17 protein-coding genes are annotated in these 17,576 nt (G+C 67.5%); 12 read left to right on the top strand and 5 right to left on the bottom strand.

From position 1 onward, the window contains the following. Window positions 1–62 precede the first annotated feature (62 nt). Entirely contained in the window at window positions 63–761 is a 699-nt protein-coding gene (locus tag C404_RS54565; protein ID WP_021197279.1) for a type II secretion system protein N, read from the bottom strand. Window positions 762–936: 175 nt separating this feature from the next. Between C404_RS54565 and gspG the strand changes: the two genes are divergently transcribed. From gspG to gspF, 11 genes are all read left to right on the top strand, one after another. Beyond that, window positions 937–1,416 (top strand): type II secretion system major pseudopilin GspG, encoded by a 480-nt coding sequence (gene gspG, locus C404_RS54560; RefSeq protein WP_021197278.1) that lies wholly within the window; start codon window positions 937–939, stop codon window positions 1,414–1,416. 24 nt (window positions 1,417–1,440) lie between these two features. Continuing rightward, window positions 1,441–1,929: a GspH/FimT family pseudopilin gene (locus C404_RS54555; protein WP_021197277.1), complete on the top strand. Its 489-nt coding sequence runs from the start codon at window positions 1,441–1,443 to the stop codon at window positions 1,927–1,929. Further along, on the top strand, window positions 1,926–2,345 hold the full coding sequence (gene gspI, locus C404_RS54550) for a type II secretion system minor pseudopilin GspI (RefSeq protein WP_021197276.1): 420 nt from the start codon (window positions 1,926–1,928) through the stop codon (window positions 2,343–2,345). Before C404_RS54555 ends, gspI begins: the two co-directional genes overlap by 4 nt. Continuing rightward, window positions 2,326–3,054: a PulJ/GspJ family protein gene (locus tag C404_RS54545; protein ID WP_031330104.1), complete on the top strand. Its 729-nt coding sequence runs from the start codon at window positions 2,326–2,328 to the stop codon at window positions 3,052–3,054. Before gspI ends, C404_RS54545 begins: the two co-directional genes overlap by 20 nt. Before the next feature lies 1 nt (window position 3,055). After that, window positions 3,056–4,129, top strand: coding sequence for a type II secretion system minor pseudopilin GspK (gspK, locus tag C404_RS54540; protein ID WP_021197274.1), 1,074 nt, complete (start codon window positions 3,056–3,058; stop codon window positions 4,127–4,129). A 164-nt stretch (window positions 4,130–4,293) separates the two neighbouring features. Next, on the top strand, window positions 4,294–5,721 hold the full coding sequence (gspL, locus tag C404_RS54535) for a type II secretion system protein GspL (RefSeq protein ID WP_021197273.1): 1,428 nt from the start codon (window positions 4,294–4,296) through the stop codon (window positions 5,719–5,721). Between the two features lie 10 nt (window positions 5,722–5,731). Next, window positions 5,732–6,301 carry a type II secretion system protein GspM gene (gspM, locus tag C404_RS54530; protein ID WP_031330103.1) on the top strand — a complete coding sequence of 190 codons (570 nt, stop codon included), beginning with the start codon at window positions 5,732–5,734 and terminating at the stop codon, window positions 6,299–6,301. 10 nt (window positions 6,302–6,311) lie between these two features. Continuing rightward, complete coding sequence (locus C404_RS54525) at window positions 6,312–7,163, top strand: type II secretion system protein N (protein ID WP_021197271.1); 852 nt, start codon at window positions 6,312–6,314, stop codon at window positions 7,161–7,163. 37 nt (window positions 7,164–7,200) lie between these two features. Continuing rightward, entirely contained in the window at window positions 7,201–9,615 is a 2,415-nt protein-coding gene (gspD, locus tag C404_RS54520) for a type II secretion system secretin GspD (protein WP_021197270.1), read from the top strand. Window positions 9,616–9,636: 21 nt separating this feature from the next. After that, the gene (gene gspE, locus C404_RS54515) at window positions 9,637–11,196 is read left to right on the top strand and encodes a type II secretion system ATPase GspE (protein ID WP_021197269.1); all 1,560 of its coding nucleotides are present in this window, start codon (window positions 9,637–9,639) and stop codon (window positions 11,194–11,196) included. 11 nt (window positions 11,197–11,207) lie between these two features. Then, the gene (gene gspF / locus C404_RS54510; protein ID WP_021197268.1) at window positions 11,208–12,419 is read left to right on the top strand and encodes a type II secretion system inner membrane protein GspF; all 1,212 of its coding nucleotides are present in this window, start codon (window positions 11,208–11,210) and stop codon (window positions 12,417–12,419) included. Between the two features lie 150 nt (window positions 12,420–12,569). On the opposite strand, the gene C404_RS54505 is transcribed toward gspF, so the two are convergent. Beyond that, window positions 12,570–13,481 carry a DMT family transporter gene (locus C404_RS54505; protein WP_031330102.1) on the bottom strand — a complete coding sequence of 304 codons (912 nt, stop codon included), beginning with the start codon at window positions 13,479–13,481 and terminating at the stop codon, window positions 12,570–12,572. Next, window positions 13,478–14,158, bottom strand: a complete 681-nt coding sequence (locus C404_RS54500; RefSeq protein WP_021197266.1) for a pyridoxamine 5'-phosphate oxidase family protein — start codon at window positions 14,156–14,158, stop codon at window positions 13,478–13,480. The genes C404_RS54505 and C404_RS54500 overlap by 4 nt, the downstream gene beginning before the upstream one ends. A gap of 93 nt (window positions 14,159–14,251) precedes the next feature. Between C404_RS54500 and pdxR the strand changes: the two genes are divergently transcribed. Next, window positions 14,252–15,727 (top strand): MocR-like pyridoxine biosynthesis transcription factor PdxR, encoded by a 1,476-nt coding sequence (gene pdxR / locus C404_RS54495; RefSeq protein ID WP_021197265.1) that lies wholly within the window; start codon window positions 14,252–14,254, stop codon window positions 15,725–15,727. A 25-nt stretch (window positions 15,728–15,752) separates the two neighbouring features. On the opposite strand, the gene C404_RS54490 is transcribed toward pdxR, so the two are convergent. Together C404_RS54490 and C404_RS54485 are read right to left on the bottom strand one after the other, a co-directional pair. Next, window positions 15,753–16,421, bottom strand: coding sequence for a hypothetical protein (locus C404_RS54490; protein WP_021197264.1), 669 nt, complete (start codon window positions 16,419–16,421; stop codon window positions 15,753–15,755). Beyond that, window positions 16,418–17,284 carry a hypothetical protein gene (locus tag C404_RS54485; protein WP_021197263.1) on the bottom strand — a complete coding sequence of 289 codons (867 nt, stop codon included), beginning with the start codon at window positions 17,282–17,284 and terminating at the stop codon, window positions 16,418–16,420. Before C404_RS54485 ends, C404_RS54490 begins: the two co-directional genes overlap by 4 nt. Between the last annotated feature and the right edge of the window lie 292 nt (window positions 17,285–17,576).

Raw genomic sequence — 17,576 nt, 5'->3', positions numbered from 1 at the left:
TGTTACCCCGATCACACGCGCTGTAATATGCGCGCCCGGTCACGCCGGGCGTTGTTGTGCACTTACTGATCTGCGCCAGGTTGTGGCTGCTGCTGTGACGTATCGCCCTTGCGGGCAGCGGCTGCCGCGCGATGGCGCGGGCCCGTGATACCGCCGCCCTGGTTGGGCACATCCTCGCCCGTATTCATCTGTGCGGGCGCGATGGGCAGCATGGCGCCCGGCAAGGTGGTGTTGGCCGGGTTGTTGGGCACTGTCATTGGCGGCGTGGCGGGCGTGGCGGGCGTTGCCAGCGGAGCCGCGGCACCCGACGGCGGCAGCGGTTGCGCGTTACGGTTGCCCGGCGAGACCCCCGCCACCACGGCGCTGGCCGGCAGCGGAATCTCCTGGCGTGTGCCGTTGCGTTCGATCACCACGGAGCGCGCCTTGATTTCGACCAGCTTGAGGTTGGACGACAGCGACTTGCCGGCACGCACAGCCTGTGGCGGGCCGCCATCCACCGAGACGATGGCCGCGCCGGAGCCGTCGGCCAGATCGGCCACCACGCCGGCCACCTGCACGTCGCGCGGGCCGGTCTGCGGGCCGCCGCCGAAAAGCGTGACCGAGGCGCCGGTCTCCAGCGCGTCGGTCTGCGCCACGCGGGCCTCGCGCGGCACGGACAGCGCGCGCAGCGACGACAGTGTCAGAACCCAGTGCGTCAACAGCGCACACAGGGCAGCAAACAGTACAAGACTGAGCAGGCGGGACGACTGTTGAGCGTTCATGAAACGTGGTGGTGCACCGTGAGAGTTTGCTGATTCTATCCGCCCTTCATGCCGGTTCGATGAACAGCTTGGAGGGCCCGTTCTAAACGTAGGCGCGGCACGACCCCGCCGCACAATCTATGGTCATATCTCACGGATATACTGTGTTCCCACTCTTATTGCCAACTCTCTCGCCATGATGCAAGGCCAACTCCGCTCCTCTTTCCGCCAACGTGCAGGCGCCACCCTGGCCCGTCGTGCGGCGCGTGGCTTCACCCTGATCGAAATCATGGTGGTGGTGGTGATCCTCGGCATCCTTGCCGCGCTGGTGGTGCCGAAGATCATGAGCCGCCCCGACGAGGCACGCATCATTGCCGCCAAGCAGGACATTGCTTCCATCTCGCAGGCGCTCAAGCTCTACCGCCTGGACAACGGCCGCTACCCGACCACCGAGCAGGGGATTGGCGCGCTGGTCGCCAAGCCGACCACCGAGCCCATCCCCAACAACTGGAAGGCCGGCGGCTATCTGGAGCGCCTGCCGAAGGACCCGTGGGGCCACCCGTACCAGTACCTGAACCCGGGCGTGCGCGGCGAAGTGGACATCTTTAGCTTTGGCGCCGACGGCCAGCCAGGCGGCACGGGCAACGACGCCGACATCGGCAACTGGGACAACTGAGCACCCGCCCGCTCCGTCATCACCATGAACGGCCATCCGCTGCCCCGCCATCACGCTCGCGGCTTCACGCTGCTGGAGTTGCTGGTGGTGGTGGTCATCATCGGCATCGTGCTGGGCGTGGTGGCCGTGAATGCCACGCCCAACCCGCGCTCGCAATTGAACGACGACGCGCAGAAGATGGCCCGTCTAATCGAGCTTGGCCAGGAAGAAGCGCAACTGACCTCGCGCCCCGTGGCATGGGAAGGCGATGCGCAAGGCTGGCGTTTCTATGAATCGACGCCCAACGGCTGGCGCGTGCTCACACGTGATGTACTGGCGCCGGGCCACTGGCGCCAAGGCATGGACAGCGTACAGATCGTCAGCGGTGCCGCGACGGTGCCCGGTGCACCGCAGCGGCTGGTGTTCGGCCGCGAGGCGATCGGCCTGCCGTGGCGCGTGGCGCTGACCTCCCAGGGTGCGCGTGTGGACATCGTGTCCGACGGCGGCCCACGCGTACTGACCGAAACACCATGACGCCCGCAGTCAAACCCGCACGCCACCTCGGACGCGCGCGCGCGCGTCGTGGCTTTACCCTGCTGGAAGTGCTGGTGGCGCTGACCATCGTGGCCGTGGCGCTCACCGCCACCATGCGCGCCATGGGCAGCATGACGTCGGCCAGCGAGTCCTTGCAGACCCGCATGATCGCCACCTGGAGCGCCGAGAACGATCTCGCCAACCTCCGTCTGGCGCGCGCCTTCCCTGATCCGGGCTCGCGCGGCTTCTCGTGCCCGCAGGGCGATACCGAACTCTGGTGCGAAGAGACCGTCGCCACCACGCCCAACCCGGTGTTCCGCCGCGTGGAGGTGTCGGTGTATGCCGACGCCGCCAAGTCCGTGCGGCTGGCCTGGCTGGTCACCCTGCTGCCCAACGATGCGCGCAATGTCTTCTGAGCGCCGCGCACGCGGCTTCACCCTGCTTGAGCTGCTGGTGGCGATCACGCTGCTGGCGATCCTGGCCGTGTTGGCCTGGCGCGGGCTGGACAGCATGACGCGCACGCACGAGGCGCTGGCCCAACGCGACGAACGCATCGAAGCCCTCAAGACCGCCTACGCCCAGTTCGATGCCGACTGCACGCAACTGGCCGATCCGAACACCCTGTCGCGCTCACCGATCGAGGTGGATGCCAATCGCGTGCTGCTGGTGCGCGACCGCCGCGACGACAGCCAGCCGCCCGCGTGGCAGGTGGTGCTCTATCGCATCGTCGACAGCCGGCTCGAACGCCTGCAAAGCCAGCCCATCACCAACCGCGGCGACCTGCGCAGCGCGTTCGACAACCTGCGCCAGGGCGGCGGCAATGCGGCGCGCTACCAGCTCGCCAGCAATATCGACGGCATCAGCGCCCGCGCCTGGATCGAACCCGGCGGCTGGCTGGACAGCACCGGCGCGCTGTCGGCGGCGCTGTTTCCGGGCGGCAGCAATACGACCACGCTGACGGGCCTGCCGTCGGCCTCCACGCCCAGCGCATCGGCGCCGTCTGCCAACAACGGCGTGGTGGTGCCGGCGGCCTCCGTGCGCGCGGTGGAGTTGGCGCTGCTCGTGCGCATGACGCCGCAGGGCGCGCCGCAGCGCTTCACGCGCATCTGCATGACGGGGCTTTGACATGGCGCGATGCTCGTCCAGGCCCCTGCACCGTGGTGCGCGCCAGCGCGGCGCGGCTATCGTCACCGCGCTGCTGGTGGTCACGCTGGCCGTGGTGATCGTCTCGGGCATGCTGTGGCGCCAGCAGGTAGAGATTCGCGCGGTGGAAAACCAGCGCCTGAAGGCGCAAGCCACGTGGATCGCGCGGGCGGGCATCGACTGGGCCCGCCTGATCCTGCGCGACGACCTGCGCCGCACCGGCGCCGTCGACCACCTGGGCGAGATCTGGGCCGTGCCCATTCAGGAGACCAAGCTGTCGGACTTCCTCGGCAGCTCGCTGCGCACGGATACGGCGGGCGAGGAGTCATACCTCTCGGGCCGCATCTTCGATGCCCAGGCGCGCTTCAACCTGATGAACCTGCTGACGATGCAGACGCTGGGCACGCGCACCATCGTCACCGGCCGCGACAAGGACGGCATCAAGGCTTACGGCCAGCTGTTGCAGTCGCTGAATCTTGACCCGAGCCTGGCCAACCTCACGGCGACGACCCTGGCGCAGATGCTGGGCGGCTTCCAGTCGGTCGAGGGCGCTACCGGGGGGCAATCTGGTGGCGGTGATGACAGCGGCGGTGGCGGTAGCACTGGCAACGGCCCACGCCCGCTCGATGATGTGGATAGCCTGCTGTCCATCCCCGGCTATACGGCAGATGCGGTGCGCAAGCTGCGCCCGTACGTGATCGTGCTGCCCACGCGCACGCAGATCAACGCCAACACGGCCAGCGCCGAAGTGCTGGCTGCTGTCATCCCCAGCCTGAGCCTGGACCGCGCGCGGGCACTGGTGCAGGCGCGCGACCGCGCCTACTTCCGCAACATCGGCGACGTCACCAACCAGCTGCGCGGCTTGGCGCCTGGCGCGGACACCAGCAATATCAGCAACCTGCTGGACGTGCAGACGCACTACTTCCTGGTCTACGGCATGGCCCGCCACGAGCGCGCGCAGCTTGGCCAGGTGGCGCTTGTTTCACGTGGTGATCCGGTCAACAATAACGCGACCCGTATCGTCTGGGTCCGCCGCATCGACGGAATTCCGTCATGACGGCGCCGCAACACCCCTCTAACTGCGGACATTCCGTCAGTAGACAGACCCTAGCCTTCGCCGTATTGTCATCCGCATCGTTCAGCATCGCGGGTCTTGCGCAGTCCGGGGGCATTCCCGGTGATTCCGGTAGCTCGCATCAACACTCTCAATAGAGGAGCGGTTTGACGACCTCCCTGTACGTGCGCCTGCCGCACCGGCCCATTCAATCGCCCGAACGCTGGCAAGCGGGTGCGCTCGCGTCCGTGCCGTTTGCGCTGGTGCGCGAGGAAGGCACACAAGGCGCCCAGCGCATCCTGCGTGAAGGCACGTCGCGCCCGGACGAGCTGCCCGCGGCCGACCGCCTGATCCTGCTGCTGCCGGCCGCCGACGTCTTGCTGGTGCCCGCCAATGTGCCGCCGCTGGCATTGCCCAAGCTGCGCCTGGCCCTGCCCAACCTGGTAGAAGACCGCCTGGTGCAGGACGCACAGCAATGCCACATCGCCCTCGGCCCGCGCCTCGCCGCTGCCCCCATCCGTGGCTGGCGCGCCCCGCGTGAGCCGCAGTCGCGCACGCTGATGATTGCCGACCGCGCGTGGGTCCGCTTCATCCTCGACAGCTTTGGCGCGCACAAGCACCGCACGTGTCACTTGCTGCCTGCGCAGCTTTGCCTGCCGTTTGAAACGTCTGCGGCCATCGCCGCGCCGGTTGAGGCCGCCAACGACGCCGAGCGCGCCGAGCCGTCGCTCGAAGCCCCGGTTGAGCCCGTCGCCGCGGAAGCAGCAGACGCTGCCGCAGCGGTAGTCGCTCCGGCCACGATTGCACTGGATGCAGCACCGCCCTCCGATCCGGATGCGCCTGCGGCTGTCGACATCACCGTCCGCACCGGCCCCGCCGAGGGCTACGGCCTGCGCCTGCTGCCGGCCAACGTTGCCAACTGGCTGGCCATTGCACCCACGCCGGCCCGGCTGATGGTGTCGCCTGCCCTGCGCGAACTCGCACCTAGCCTGTCTACGGACCCGGCCGCCGCCACGCTGGACTGGGCAGCATGGGCATCGGGCGCGCGCAACGCACTCGCCACGGGCGAGGCCGACCTCTGCCAGTTCGACTTCGCCAACGGCGGCATGGCCGGCGTGGACTGGAGCCTGTGGCGCCTGCCGATCGCGCTGGCCGTGCTGCTCGTGGTTGTGCAGCTCATCGGCATGAACGCACGCTGGCTCACGCTGCGCGCCGAGCAGAAGCGCCTCGATGCCGCCATGCGCACGCAGCTGCAGACGGCCTTCCCGAATACGCCGGTGATCCTCGATCCGCCCGCGCAGATGCGCCGCCAAGTTGAGCAGCTGCGCCTGGCCGCCGGTAAATCCGCACCGGAAGATTTCCTGCCGCTGGCCGATCGCTTTGCCCAGGCTGCCACGGGCCTCGCGCCCGACGCGCTGCTCGCACTGGACTACCACGGCCGCGCGCTGACGGTCACGCTCAAGGACGGCACCGACACCAACGCGCTACGCACCGCCGCCCGCAACGTCGGCCTGAACATGGACACCGCCGAGGCCCCGCGCGGCGCCGAGGCCACCGTGCCGGGCTCGCGCTGGACGGTCTCCATCGCCCAATAACGATTCCTCCATGGCGACTTCCTCCCCTTCCTCCTCCGCTTCTGGCGCCCGCCGCCTGCCACGCATCGGCGTGCCGGACTCGGTGCGCGACACGGTCACCACCTTCTGGATGCAGCGCGAGCCGCGCGAGCGCCGCATCCTCGCTGGTGGTGGTGCGATCCTCGTGCTGGTCATCATCTATCTGGTGCTGTGGGACCCGGCCTTTGAAGGACAACGCCGCATCGAAAAAGCCCTGCCGCAGATGCGCAGCCAGTTGGCCGAGATGGAAACGCTCGGCCAGGAAGCTCGCGGGCTGTCGGCCATTGCCGCCGCACCGGTGCCGCATGGTGCAGAGCTGCAACAGGCACTCAACACCAGCCTCACCAACCATGGCCTGAAGGCCACGCGGATGGCGCTGTCGGGCGAGAGCGTGCAGGTGCAACTGGACAAGGTGCCCTTCGGCGCCGTCGCTGAATGGCTGCAGGAAGTGCGGCAAGCGCAGCGCATGAAGGTGATCGACACGAACATCAAGTACGTGGGCGCCACCGCCCTGGTCAACGTGACGGCAACGCTGCAAGGCCCCGCCGCCACGAGCCGCTGACGCAGCGCCGATGGCTATCGAATCGTTACCGCCGCTGCGCCTGCGCCGCCGCGACGCGTCTGAACGCACCAGCCTGGGCTGGCGCCTGCTGTGGTGCGGGGTTGCGCTGCTGGCTGTAGGGGCGACGGTCGTCTCGCAGTATCCGGCGGCGTGGGCCGCTGAACGGGTGGCATCGGCCACGGGGCAGCGTGTGCTGCTGGCCGATCCACAAGGCAGTATCTGGCATGGCAGCGCCACGCTGGCGCTCACGGCCGGCAACGGCGGCGCCGATGCAACCGTGCTGCCGGGGCGGTTGTCGTGGTCGGTCGACATGCTGCCGCTGCTGACCGGCACGCTGCGGGCGCATGTGGCGCACGACCGCGCGCTGGAGCAGCCCGTGGTGGTGTCGGTCTCGCCAGGTGGCTGGCAAGCCGAAGCCGGGGCGATGACGCTGCCGGCGTCGCTGCTGGAGGGTATTGGCGCACCGTTCAACACGCTCAAGCTGGACGGTCGGCTGCGTGCGAAATGGACGCCGCTGTCGGGCCAATTTGGCCGTGCGTCCGGACGAGAAAAGGGCCAGCCGGACACGGTCCAGGGCGCGCTGACGGTCACGGTTGAGCAGGTATCATCCAGCCTCAGCCGGGTACGGCCGCTGGGCAGCTACCAGGCCGTGCTGTCGTTCGGCGGCGCCGCCGGCGGGCCCATGCAACTGGCCCTGTCGACGCTGGCCGGACCGCTGTCGCTGCAGGGCCAGGGAACGCTCGGACAGGGCGCGCATTTTGACGGTGTGGCCAGTGCCACGCCGGAGTCGGAACCGCAATTGATTGGCTTGTTGAGCCTGCTGGGCCCGCGCGACGGGTCGCACTATCGACTACGCTTTTGATTCTTAAGCCGGCGCGCGAGCCAGTGTGCCGACAACCATGAACGAGACCATGCACAACGCCTCTTCCCGACTCACCGTCCGCGCCATCGTCCTGGCGTGCTGCGCAACGATGGTGGCCGGCTCGATGCCCGTCTTTGCGGCGCCGCCCTCCGGCGCGGCAGCCTCTCAAAATGGCAACACCGGCAATCCCGGTGATGAGGTCTCGCTGAACTTCGTCAACGCCGATCTGGAATCGGTGGTGAAGGCCGTGGGCCAGGCCACCGGCAAGAACTTCATCGTCGACCCGCGCGTGAAGGGCACGGTCAACCTCGTCACCGAAAAACCAGTGACGCGCTCGCAGGCGCTGGAATCGCTGGGCTCGATCCTGCGCATGCAGGGGTACGCGATTGTCGAGGGCAACGGCTTTACCAAGGTCGTGCCGGAAGCGGATGCCAAGCTGCAGGGCTCGCCCACCTCGGTGGGTGCCGCGGGTGCACGCGGCGGCGAGCAGGTCGTCACGCAGGTGTTCCGCCTGCAGCATGAATCGGCCAATAACCTGGTGCCGGTGTTGCGGCCGATGATCGCGCCCAACAACACCATCACCGCGTACCCGGCCAACAACACGCTGGTCATTACCGACTACGCAGATAACCTGCGCCGCATCGGCCGCATCATCGCGTCGATCGACACCCCTGCGGCGGGCGAGACCGAACTGATCCAGCTGAAGAACGCCGTGGCCATCGACGTGGCCGCCACGCTGCAGAAGCTGCTCGACCCGTCGGGCGGTGGTGGCGCCGCGGCCGGTGCCGGCGCATCGTTGTCGGACCCGAGCCTGCGCACCTCGGTGGTGGCCGAGCCGCGCTCGAACAGCGTGATGGTGCGTGCCTCCAGCGCCGCGCGGCTGGCACAGGCCAAACAGCTGATCGCCAAGCTCGACGTGCCCAGTGCACGCCCGGGCAACATCTGGGTGGTGCCGCTCAAGAATGCCAACGCGGTACAGCTGGCCACGACGCTGCGCGCCATTGTGGCGGCCGACTCCACGCTGTCGGCCTCCGCATCCACGGGCCCGGGTGGGCAGAGCGCGGCGCAGGGCGCGACCTCGCAGCCGACCGGCGGCGCCTCGGGCTCACAGTTCAACCAGAACACGCAGAACACCAACTACGGCAGCGGTTCCGGCTCGAGCAGCGGCGGCAGCGGCAATTCGTCGTTCCGTGCCTCGTTCGGGCAGAACAACACGCCGACCACCGGCGGCATCATCCAGGCAGATGCCGCCACCAACGCCCTTATCATCACCGCCAGCGAGCCGGTTTATCGCAACCTGCGCGCCGTGATTGATGACCTGGATGCGCGCCGCGCGCAGGTCTACATCGAATCGATGATCGTGGAAGTGACGGCCACCAAGGCGTCGCAGCTGGGCATTCAGTGGCTGGTTGGCGGCGGCGGGCCGGGCACGTATATCGGGGGCGGCACCAACTTCGGCACCGGCTCCGGTAACCTGCTCAATCTGGCCGGCACGATTGCCGCCATCAGTTCGGGCGGCATCGGCAGCACGGCGGCGCAAGCGGCACTGGGTAGCCTGAACGTCGGACAGCTCAACGGTGGCAACGTGGGGGTATTCAACCGGGGCAGCGGCCTGGGCGCGCTCCTCACCGCGCTGGGTTCGGACGGCTCGGTCAACGTGCTGTCCACGCCCAACCTGATCACGCTAGATAACGAAGAAGCCAAGATCCTGATCGGTCAGAACGTGCCGATCACCACTGGCTCGTACACGCAGCAGTCCGGCACGGCGTCGCAGCCGTTCCAGACCTACGACCGCAAGGACGTGGGTATCACGCTGCGCGTCAAGCCACAGATCACGGATGGCGGGCTGGTGAAGATGCAGATCTTCCAGGAATCGTCGTCGGTGGTGAACGGCACGCAGAACGCGACGCAGGGCCCGACCACCAACGTGCGCTCCATCGAGACCAACGTGCTGGCCAACGACGGCCAGGTCGTCGTGCTCGGTGGCCTGCTGGAAGACAACTATCAAGACGGCGAACAGAAGGTGCCGGGCCTGGGCGACATCCCCATCCTGGGCGCACTGTTCCGCTCCGAGAACAAGACGCGCGTGAAGACCAACCTGCTGGTGTTCCTGCGCCCGATCATTCTGCGCACGGCCGAAGCTACCGGCGCGCTGTCGGACAATCGCTATAACTACATGCGCGGGACGCAGCAAGGCTTTGTCTCGCCCAACATGCTGCCGACCACGTCCGACAAGGACACGCCGGTGCTGCCCACGCCCGAATCGATGCGCCCGGCCGACAATTACGGCGACGTGTCGATCGTGCCGAAGGGCCCCATCGGCACGCAGGTGCCGCCGGGCGCACCGCTGCCGATGCCGCAAGGCACCACGCGCAGCGAGCCGCGCCTGCAGAACTTCGCGGCACCCACCTCGGGCGGCTACGACGGCAACGCGCCGAGGAACGGCGGCTAACGGCGCCGAGGACAACACATCATGGCAACGACGCAAGCCCTGACCACCGACGTCCAGACGCTGGAGCCGCCCTCGCAATCGGCGGTGCGCCTGGTGCCGTACGCGTTCGCACGCGACGCCAAGTTGCTCGTCGCCCGGCAGGACGTCGACACGTTGGAAGTCTGGGTCTGCCCGGAAACCTCACGCACCGCGCTGGCCGAGCTGGCCCGCGTGTTCGGCGCGCTGCATCTGGTCACGCTCGACACCGCTGCACTCTCCACCGCCACGCAGACGGCCTACAACGCGCAAGATGGCAGCGCCGCCCAGGTGGTCGGCGAGGTGGAAGGCGAAGTCGACCTCTCGCGCCTGATGCAGGACATTCCCGCCGTGGAAGACCTGCTCGAATCCGAAGACGACGCGCCAATCATCCGCATGATCAACGCGCTGCTCACGCAGGCCGCGCGGGAAGGCGCATCCGACATCCACATCGAACCGTTCGAGAATGCCTCGGTGGTGCGCTTCCGTGTGGACGGCACGCTGCGTGACGTGGTGCGCCCGAAGAAGGCGCTGCACGGCGCGCTGATCTCGCGCATCAAGATCATGGCGCAGCTCGACATCGCCGAGAAACGCCTGCCGCAAGATGGCCGCATCACGCTGCGTGTGGGCGGTCGCCCGGTGGACGTGCGGGTGAGCACCCTGCCCACCGGCCACGGCGAACGCGCGGTGCTGCGTCTGCTCGACAAGGAAGCCGGGCGCCTGGACCTCGGCAAGCTCGGCATGGGCGCCGGCACGCTGGCGCGCTTCGACCACCTGATCAACCAGCCGCACGGCATCGTGCTCGTCACCGGCCCGACGGGTTCCGGCAAGACGACCACGCTGTACGCGGCGCTGTCCCGGCTCGATGCGGCGTCCACCAACATCATGACGGTGGAAGACCCGATCGAATACGACCTCGACGGCATCGGCCAGACGCAGGTCAACCCGAAGATCGACATGACCTTCGCCAAGGCCCTGCGCGCCATCCTGCGCCAGGACCCGGACGTGGTGATGATCGGGGAAATCCGCGATCTGGAAACCGCGCAGATTGCCGTGCAGGCGTCGCTGACCGGTCACCTGGTGCTGGCGACGCTGCACACGAACGATTCGGCCTCCGCCGTGACGCGCCTGATCGACATGGGGATCGAGCCGTTCCTGCTGTCGTCGTCGCTGCTCGGGGTGCTGGCGCAGCGGCTGGTGCGCCGCCTGTGCGTGCAGTGCCGCCGTGAAGAAGTGCTCGAGCTCACGCCCGCTGAATTGGAAGCCGTGGCCGGTACGCCGGTTGCGGACGGCGTGGCGCCGGCCACGCCCGCGCGCAAATCGGTGTGGCACCACGTCGGCTGCGAGCGCTGCGGCAATTCGGGCTACCAGGGCCGGACCGGTGTGTACGAACTGCTGACCGTTACGCCCGAAATCCAGACCATGATCCACCGCCAGGCCGCCGAATCCGAGATCAAGGCATTCGCGATCGGCCAGGGCCTGCAGACCATGCGCGCCGATGCGCAGCGCTTGATCGACACGGGCGCGACCTCGCTGGAAGAAGTGCTGCGCGTGACACGCGACTGAACGAATAACGCATGCCAGCCTTCCGCTACGAAGCCGCCGACGCCGCCGGCAAAACCGACAAGGGTGTCATCGAAGCCGACAGCGCGCGTCAGGCGCGTACGCTGCTGCGCGCCCGCGGCCTGACGCCGTTGCTGGTCGACGCGCTGGGCGCGCAAGCCACCAAGCGCAGCGGATCCAGCTTCGGCAAGCGGCTCTCCGCGCAGGAAAACGCGCTGGTCACACGCCAGCTCGCCAGTCTGCTGGTAGCCGGTCTGCCGCTGGACGAGGCACTGGCCGCGCTGGCCGATCAGGCGGAACGCGCATACGTAGGCGAATTGCTTGCCGCCATCCGCGCCGAGGTAGTGGGTGGCAGCTCGCTGTCGGTGGCGCTGGCGCAGCACCCAAAGGATTTTCCGGACATCTACCGCGCACTCGTTTCGGCGGGGGAGCACTCGGGCAACCTCGGTCTCGTGCTCACGCGGCTGGCCGACTACATCGAGAGCCGCAACGCGCTCACCTCGAAGATCAAGCTGGCGTTCACCTACCCGGCCATCGTCACGGTGGTGGCGTTTGCGATCGTGATCTTCCTGCTGTCGTACGTGGTGCCGCAGGTGGTGAGTGTGTTTGCCAACACCAAGCAGAAGCTGCCAACGCTCACGATCATCATGCTGTGGCTCTCCGACTTCGTGCGGAACTGGGGGGGGCTGGCGGCGATCGTGCTGGTGGTGCTTGGTCTGCTGATTCGCAACCTGCTCAAGCAACCGGCGCTGCGGTTGTCGTGGCACAAGTGGCTGCTGACAGCGCCGCTGTTCGGCAAGCTCGTGCGGGGCTACAACACGGCGCGGTTTGCCAGCACGTTGGCGATTCTCACCAGTGCGGGTGTGCCGATCTTGCGGGGGCTGCAGGCGGCGGGGGAGACGCTGAACAACGTGGCGCTCAAGACCAATGTGGAGGATGCGTCTACGCGTGTGCGGGAAGGGACATCGCTGGCGCGGGCGTTGGCGGCGCAGAATCAGTTTCCGCCTGTGCTGGTGCATTTGATTCGCTCTGGCGAGGCGACGGGGAACTTGCCTGCGATGTTGGAGCGGGCTGCGCAAGGTGAGGCTCAGGAGCTTGAGCGGCGTACGTTGTTCCTGACTGGGTTGCTGGAGCCTGCGCTGATTTTGACGATGGGCGTGGTTGTGCTGCTGATCGTTTTGGCTGTGTTGATGCCGATTATTGAGATCAACCAGCTGGTGCACTGATTCTTGGTTTGGGCCTGTGTGGTCCATCCCTTGTTTCATCCCCTGCCGGGGCTGACTCACTTTCTTTGTCTTGCCAAAGAAAAGTAAGTCGTGCCCGGCAGGGTACGAAACAGGGATGGACCACCAAGGCCAAAAATAAAGACAAAACCGCTACTTCCCCGGCCCCAAAGCCCCCACCAGTATCCCCCCAAGAATCAACCCCATCGCCCCCAGCAACGCAGCACTGACCACCTCCCCCAGTGCCACAGCAGAACAAACAATCCCAAACACCGGCACCCCCAGCAGCCCCAGCGACGTCGTCGTAGCCGGCAGTATCCGATTGACCGTGGTGACCGCCCAATACGCCAGCGCAATCCCAAACACGCCACCGTAAAGCAACAACCCGATCAGGGAAGGCTGCCAATCAATCGACGGCACACCATCGTGCAAAAGCGCCAGCGGCACCAACAACACGGTCGCCAGCAAGGCCTGCCAGAACACCAACTCAAACGGCGGCGTCACCCACTTGTGCGAGCGGACATACAGAATGCTCGCCGCCCAACACAGCGCCGCCAGCATCACCAGCCCATTGCCGAACACGGCACGCCCCGCATGCCAATCAAACGCCAGCGGATTGAAGATCAGCAGCAACCCCAACAGCCCCAGCCCGACACCGAACAGGCGGCGGCCGGTCAGCGGCTCACCCAGCAATAGCCACACGCCCGGCACCACCCACAGCGGCGTGGTGTACGCCAGCACCACCGAGCGCCCCGCCGGCACGAACTGCAGCCCCAGGCTGACCAGCGCCGAGAACGCCGTCATGTGCAGCACGCCAACACTCAGGATGACCGGGATGTCGCCACGCTTGGGCATCACCAACCGCCCACGCAGCAGACAGATCACCAGCAGCGCAAGCGTGCCGACCGCAGAGCGCAACGCCACCACCCAGATGGGCGGCAAGTAGGCGAGCATCGCCTTGCCGACCGGCCAGTTGATCCCCCAGGCCAGCGCGACCACGCCGAGCAGCAACCAGGCGGTGCGAGCCGCGCTTCCGACCGTTGCGGTGCCGACAGCGGTAGTCACGACGTCACTTCTTCCGCAGGGACACGGGCCGTGGCCTTCCACTCGCGCACATAGTCCGGCGTACCGGCCGGTGCGCCGTCCACCACCGGCGCGAGCGGCAGCAACGCCATGGGCAGCACGCCAGCCCATACGGGCAATGCGAGGTCTTCTGCATCATCCTTCGGGCCGCCCGTGCGGATCTTGCACGCGGCTTCGTCCAGCGGAATGCGCAACACGGTGGTGGCCGCCAATTCCTTGGCATTGCCGGGGCGTGCCTCTTTCGAGCGCCCGGGGGCCAGGGTCTCCATGAAGGCGTCGAGCGTGGCCGGCTTCTGTTCGTCGGGCACGACCTCGAACGCGCCGTAGATGACGGCCGACCGATAGTTCATCGAGTGGTTGAATGCCGAGCGCGCCAACACCAAGCCGTCGATATGCGTGACCGTCACGCACACCTGTGCGCCACTGGCAGCGACCTTGAGCATCCGGCTGCCGTTGGAACCATGCACGTAAAGGTGATTGCCTTCGCGCCAGCACGCGGTGGGGATGCAGTGCACGCCATGCTCATCGGCAAAGGCCATATGACAGACGTAGGCCGCATCCAAGATGGCGTGCAGCGTGGCGGCATCGTAGTGGCCGCGGCGGGCGACACGGTTTACGCGCGTGCGATCGGTGGGCGGGGTGACAGAGGTCATCGTCATGGCAAGGCTCCGGAAAGATCATCAATCCGTCGACGATAGAAAAACCGTGGCACCATGCGTAGACCCACAGAAACGCAGAACCTTGGAGCCAGGATGGACTACGGCGTCTTGCTGTCGAACTACGAAAGGACCGCCGCACGCGGCAAAGCCGAGGGCGGAGCGCGGCCCTCGCAGCAGCATCGGCTGTACGCCTGCCTGCGCACGGCCATCCTGAGTGGGCAGATTGAGGAAGGCACCCGGCTGGCGTCATCCCGCTCGCTGGCCGAAGAGCTGGGCATGGCGCGCAACTCGGTGCTGTATGCGTACGAACAACTGGCAGCGGAGGGCTTTGTGCTCAGCCGCCGACAAGGCACGGTGGTCGCACGCGTGGGCTTGCAGCAGACCCCGACGCAAGCGCCGGAAGCACCACCTGCGTTGTCGCGCCGCGTTGCCGGACTGGAGCGCCCGAGCGGCGAGATGAGCGATCTGCTGCCCTTCCTGCCGGGCACACCCGCGCTGGACGAGTTTCCGCTCGCGCAATGGCGGCGCTGCGTGGAGCGGGCCTGGCGCCGCATCGGTCCAGCGCAGATGGGCTACGGCCAGGTGGAAGGCAATGTGGCGCTGCGTCAGGCCGTGGCGGAGTATCTGCGCGTCTCGCGCGGCGTGCGCTGCGAAGCCGCGCAGGTGTTCATCACCGATGGCACGCAGAACAGCCTGGACCTGTGCGCCCGCGCGCTGGCCGATGCCGGCGACATCGCCTGGATCGAGAACCCCGGCTACTACGGTGCACGCGCCTCCATGCGGGCGGCAGACCTGCGGCTGGTGCCGATCGGCATCGATGCCGATGGCCTCGCCCCGCGCCCGGAAGACTGGCGCGACACGCCGCCCAAGCTGATCTACATCACGCCGTCGCACCAGTACCCGCTGGGCTCGGTGATGAGCCTGGAGCGTCGCCTCGCGCTGATCCAGCACGCACGTGCCGTGGGCGCGTGGATCATCGAAGACGACTACGACAGCGAGTTCCGCCACAGCGGTGCGCCGCTCTCTGCGGTGCAGGGCCTGACCGCCGATGCGCCCGTGGTCTACCTGGGCACCTTCAGCAAGATGCTGTTTCCGGCGCTGCGTCTCGGCTACATGGTCGTGCCGCCGGCATTGGCCACCGTGCTGCGTCCGACAGCCGGCGCGCTGATGCTGCGCGGACGCGTGGCCGATCAGCTGGCGCTGGCGGAGTTCATTGAGGCGGGCCACTTCACGCGGCATCTGCGGCGCATGCGGCGCCTGTACGGCGAGCGTCGCGATGCGTTGCAGGTGGCGCTTGAGCGGCACCTGCATGGCGTAGTAACGGTCTCGGGCGGCGCCGGTGGCATGCACCTGTCGACGCGGCTCGACGCGCCGGTACGCGACGTGGATGTGAGTATTGCCGCCCGCGCGCAGGGCATGGTGCTGCGGCCGCTGTCGCGCTTCTGCCTGCCGGGCACGCTGACTGCGCAGTACAACGGCCTCGTGCTCGGCTACGGCAATGTGCCCGCCGAAGCGATGGACGGGTTGGTCTTGCAGATGCAGCGCGTGATTGAGGCGGTCGCCGCATAGGGTCTGTTGCGCATCGGGCACGCAGTCAGACGACCATCCTTGTGGCAGCGGCGAGTTTGTCCAGGCTCCAACCCGCGCCCAGCAGCACGCGCCGCGTGTGCAAGTCCTCCAGCAGCACGACATCGTCTACCTGCTCACCCAGGTAGCGCAGGCGCTTGTCGCGCACCTCCACATACCCCGATGGGTAGCGCCTGGCGAGCGACTGCCATACCCCATGCACGCCGACGGACTGACGCGCGCCGCTCATCAAACACATCCCACTGTCGAGCGCACGCCGGAAGACGGTCGAGGCCAACCCACGCCGCTGGTACGCCAACGCGTACTTCGAGTGCGGCGCTCGCAGATGGGGATCCGCCCGCTTGTCCAGTTCAATCAAGCGGTTGAAGACCGTGTAGCCGGCCAGGCGCCGCGCCGCCACATCTTCGACATAGACATAGGTCTCGCCATCGGCCTCGCGCGTGTGAATGCGGAAGCCCGGCAACGTGCCGTCATCGAACGTCATGCCATGCAGCGGCGTGCCGGGCGTTTGCATGCGTTCATACAGCGCGTCGAGTTCGCGCTCGATGTCTGCGTTGTTGAAGTCGACGTCGGTGCGCAGGCCGAGGGGCGCAAGCCGCCGGTGCAGCGATTGCACCATGGATGCCAACGTCGGCAAGACCGGTGGCGGCATGGACAGGGTCAGTACGGTGCTCATGCGGCCTCCGCCCAATAGCCGCTGATGAGCCGCGACGGCTGCTGAGCCGCGCGAATGCAGGCACTGGCAGGCCAGTCGTCCATGCGCACGTTCAGGCCCGCGTGAATGCCATAGCCCGGCCCGGCCACGATCACGCCACCGGCCTCGACGCCCTCGCCCGAGCGGATCGCACCGCCCGCTTCGATATCACCCCAGGCCTTGATGCCCCAGCCTGCCTCTAGGTGCGTGCTCGCCCGCAGATCAGCACCCGCGAGAATGCCGTTCGCGCTGACGATGCCGGCCTCGCTGCTCACCTCGCCGCCAGCGCGCACGCCTTTGCCCACACGCACGTTGCCGCGTACGGCCAGCGCCTCGCCGATCAGCAGATCGTCCGCGACGTCGATATCGGCGTCGCAATGCAAGTCACGGTGCACACGCACCACGCCGCGACAGCGCAGCGCACCGGCAGCAGTCAAGCTCCAGCCGACGCGGAGGTCGCCGCCCACGTGCACGGTGCCATCGCAGTAGAGGCCAGCCTTGGCTTCAAGATCGCCGCCCGTGGTGATGGATTCACCGGCGCGCACACCGCCGCCCGCACGGATGGCCTGCCCCGCACGCAACACACCGTCGACGTGGATGCCGCCGCGCACCACGATCGTGCCGGCAAAGATGAGCGCGTCGGCTTCGATGTCGTCGGCTTCGAGCACGGCATCGGTCGGGCCGAAGTTGTCGAGCAACCAGATGGCATCGGCGATGCGGCCTTCGCGCACGAGGTTATCGAGCAGGTGTTGGTAGTCCGTGCCGTTGTGGCGGTTGCGGATGTACCAGCGGTAGCCCGCCGCGCAAGGCTGCTTGGCCTTGATGAAGTTCTGGGTGAGTTCCATGACACGTCCTGCGCCCACCGCGCCGGGTTGTGCCGGGCAATGGCAGGCGAGCCGGTGCCGGCGCGCATCAGCACCGGCACCGCGTTGAAGAGGGAGCGAAAGCGGAGGGGGCCGTGCGGAGCGGGTGCGCCAGCTAGGGCGGCGCCCCGCACGGCTCAGGAAAGCCGGGCGAGCAGGAAGTGCCGAAGGGCAGCGTGCGCGGGCGAGAGATCCTGCGCGGCACCGCAACGCACACGCGCGCAGACAGCCGGCAAAGCTTGCCGGCGCAGCGCGCGAATGGGTTGAGTGCGAG

Origin of the sequence: Ralstonia sp. AU12-08, from assembly GCF_000442475.1 — a bacterium.
Taxonomy (GTDB): domain Bacteria; phylum Pseudomonadota; class Gammaproteobacteria; order Burkholderiales; family Burkholderiaceae; genus Ralstonia; species Ralstonia insidiosa.
Note: the sequence above shows the minus strand (reverse complement) of the source record. Positions and strands in the feature narration are given on the sequence as shown.

What these genes read in the sequence shown, in the direction of transcription:
- C404_RS54565 (WP_021197279.1), bottom strand. Translation starts at nt 761, where the DNA reads ATGAACGCTCAACAGTCGTCCCGCCTGCTCAGTCTTGTACTGTTTGCT.
- gspG (WP_021197278.1), top strand. Translation starts at nt 937, where the DNA reads ATGATGCAAGGCCAACTCCGCTCCTCTTTCCGCCAACGTGCAGGCGCC.
- C404_RS54555 (WP_021197277.1), top strand. Translation starts at nt 1,441, where the DNA reads ATGAACGGCCATCCGCTGCCCCGCCATCACGCTCGCGGCTTCACGCTG.
- gspI (WP_021197276.1), top strand. Translation starts at nt 1,926, where the DNA reads ATGACGCCCGCAGTCAAACCCGCACGCCACCTCGGACGCGCGCGCGCG.
- C404_RS54545 (WP_031330104.1), top strand. Translation starts at nt 2,326, where the DNA reads ATGCGCGCAATGTCTTCTGAGCGCCGCGCACGCGGCTTCACCCTGCTT.
- gspK (WP_021197274.1), top strand. Translation starts at nt 3,056, where the DNA reads ATGGCGCGATGCTCGTCCAGGCCCCTGCACCGTGGTGCGCGCCAGCGC.
- gspM (WP_031330103.1), top strand. Translation starts at nt 5,732, where the DNA reads ATGGCGACTTCCTCCCCTTCCTCCTCCGCTTCTGGCGCCCGCCGCCTG.
- C404_RS54525 (WP_021197271.1), top strand. Translation starts at nt 6,312, where the DNA reads ATGGCTATCGAATCGTTACCGCCGCTGCGCCTGCGCCGCCGCGACGCG.
- gspD (WP_021197270.1), top strand. Translation starts at nt 7,201, where the DNA reads ATGAACGAGACCATGCACAACGCCTCTTCCCGACTCACCGTCCGCGCC.
- gspE (WP_021197269.1), top strand. Translation starts at nt 9,637, where the DNA reads ATGGCAACGACGCAAGCCCTGACCACCGACGTCCAGACGCTGGAGCCG.
- gspF (WP_021197268.1), top strand. Translation starts at nt 11,208, where the DNA reads ATGCCAGCCTTCCGCTACGAAGCCGCCGACGCCGCCGGCAAAACCGAC.
- C404_RS54500 (WP_021197266.1), bottom strand. Translation starts at nt 14,158, where the DNA reads ATGACGATGACCTCTGTCACCCCGCCCACCGATCGCACGCGCGTAAAC.
- pdxR (WP_021197265.1), top strand. Translation starts at nt 14,252, where the DNA reads ATGGACTACGGCGTCTTGCTGTCGAACTACGAAAGGACCGCCGCACGC.
- C404_RS54490 (WP_021197264.1), bottom strand. Translation starts at nt 16,421, where the DNA reads ATGAGCACCGTACTGACCCTGTCCATGCCGCCACCGGTCTTGCCGACG.
- C404_RS54485 (WP_021197263.1), bottom strand. Translation starts at nt 17,284, where the DNA reads ATGGAACTCACCCAGAACTTCATCAAGGCCAAGCAGCCTTGCGCGGCG.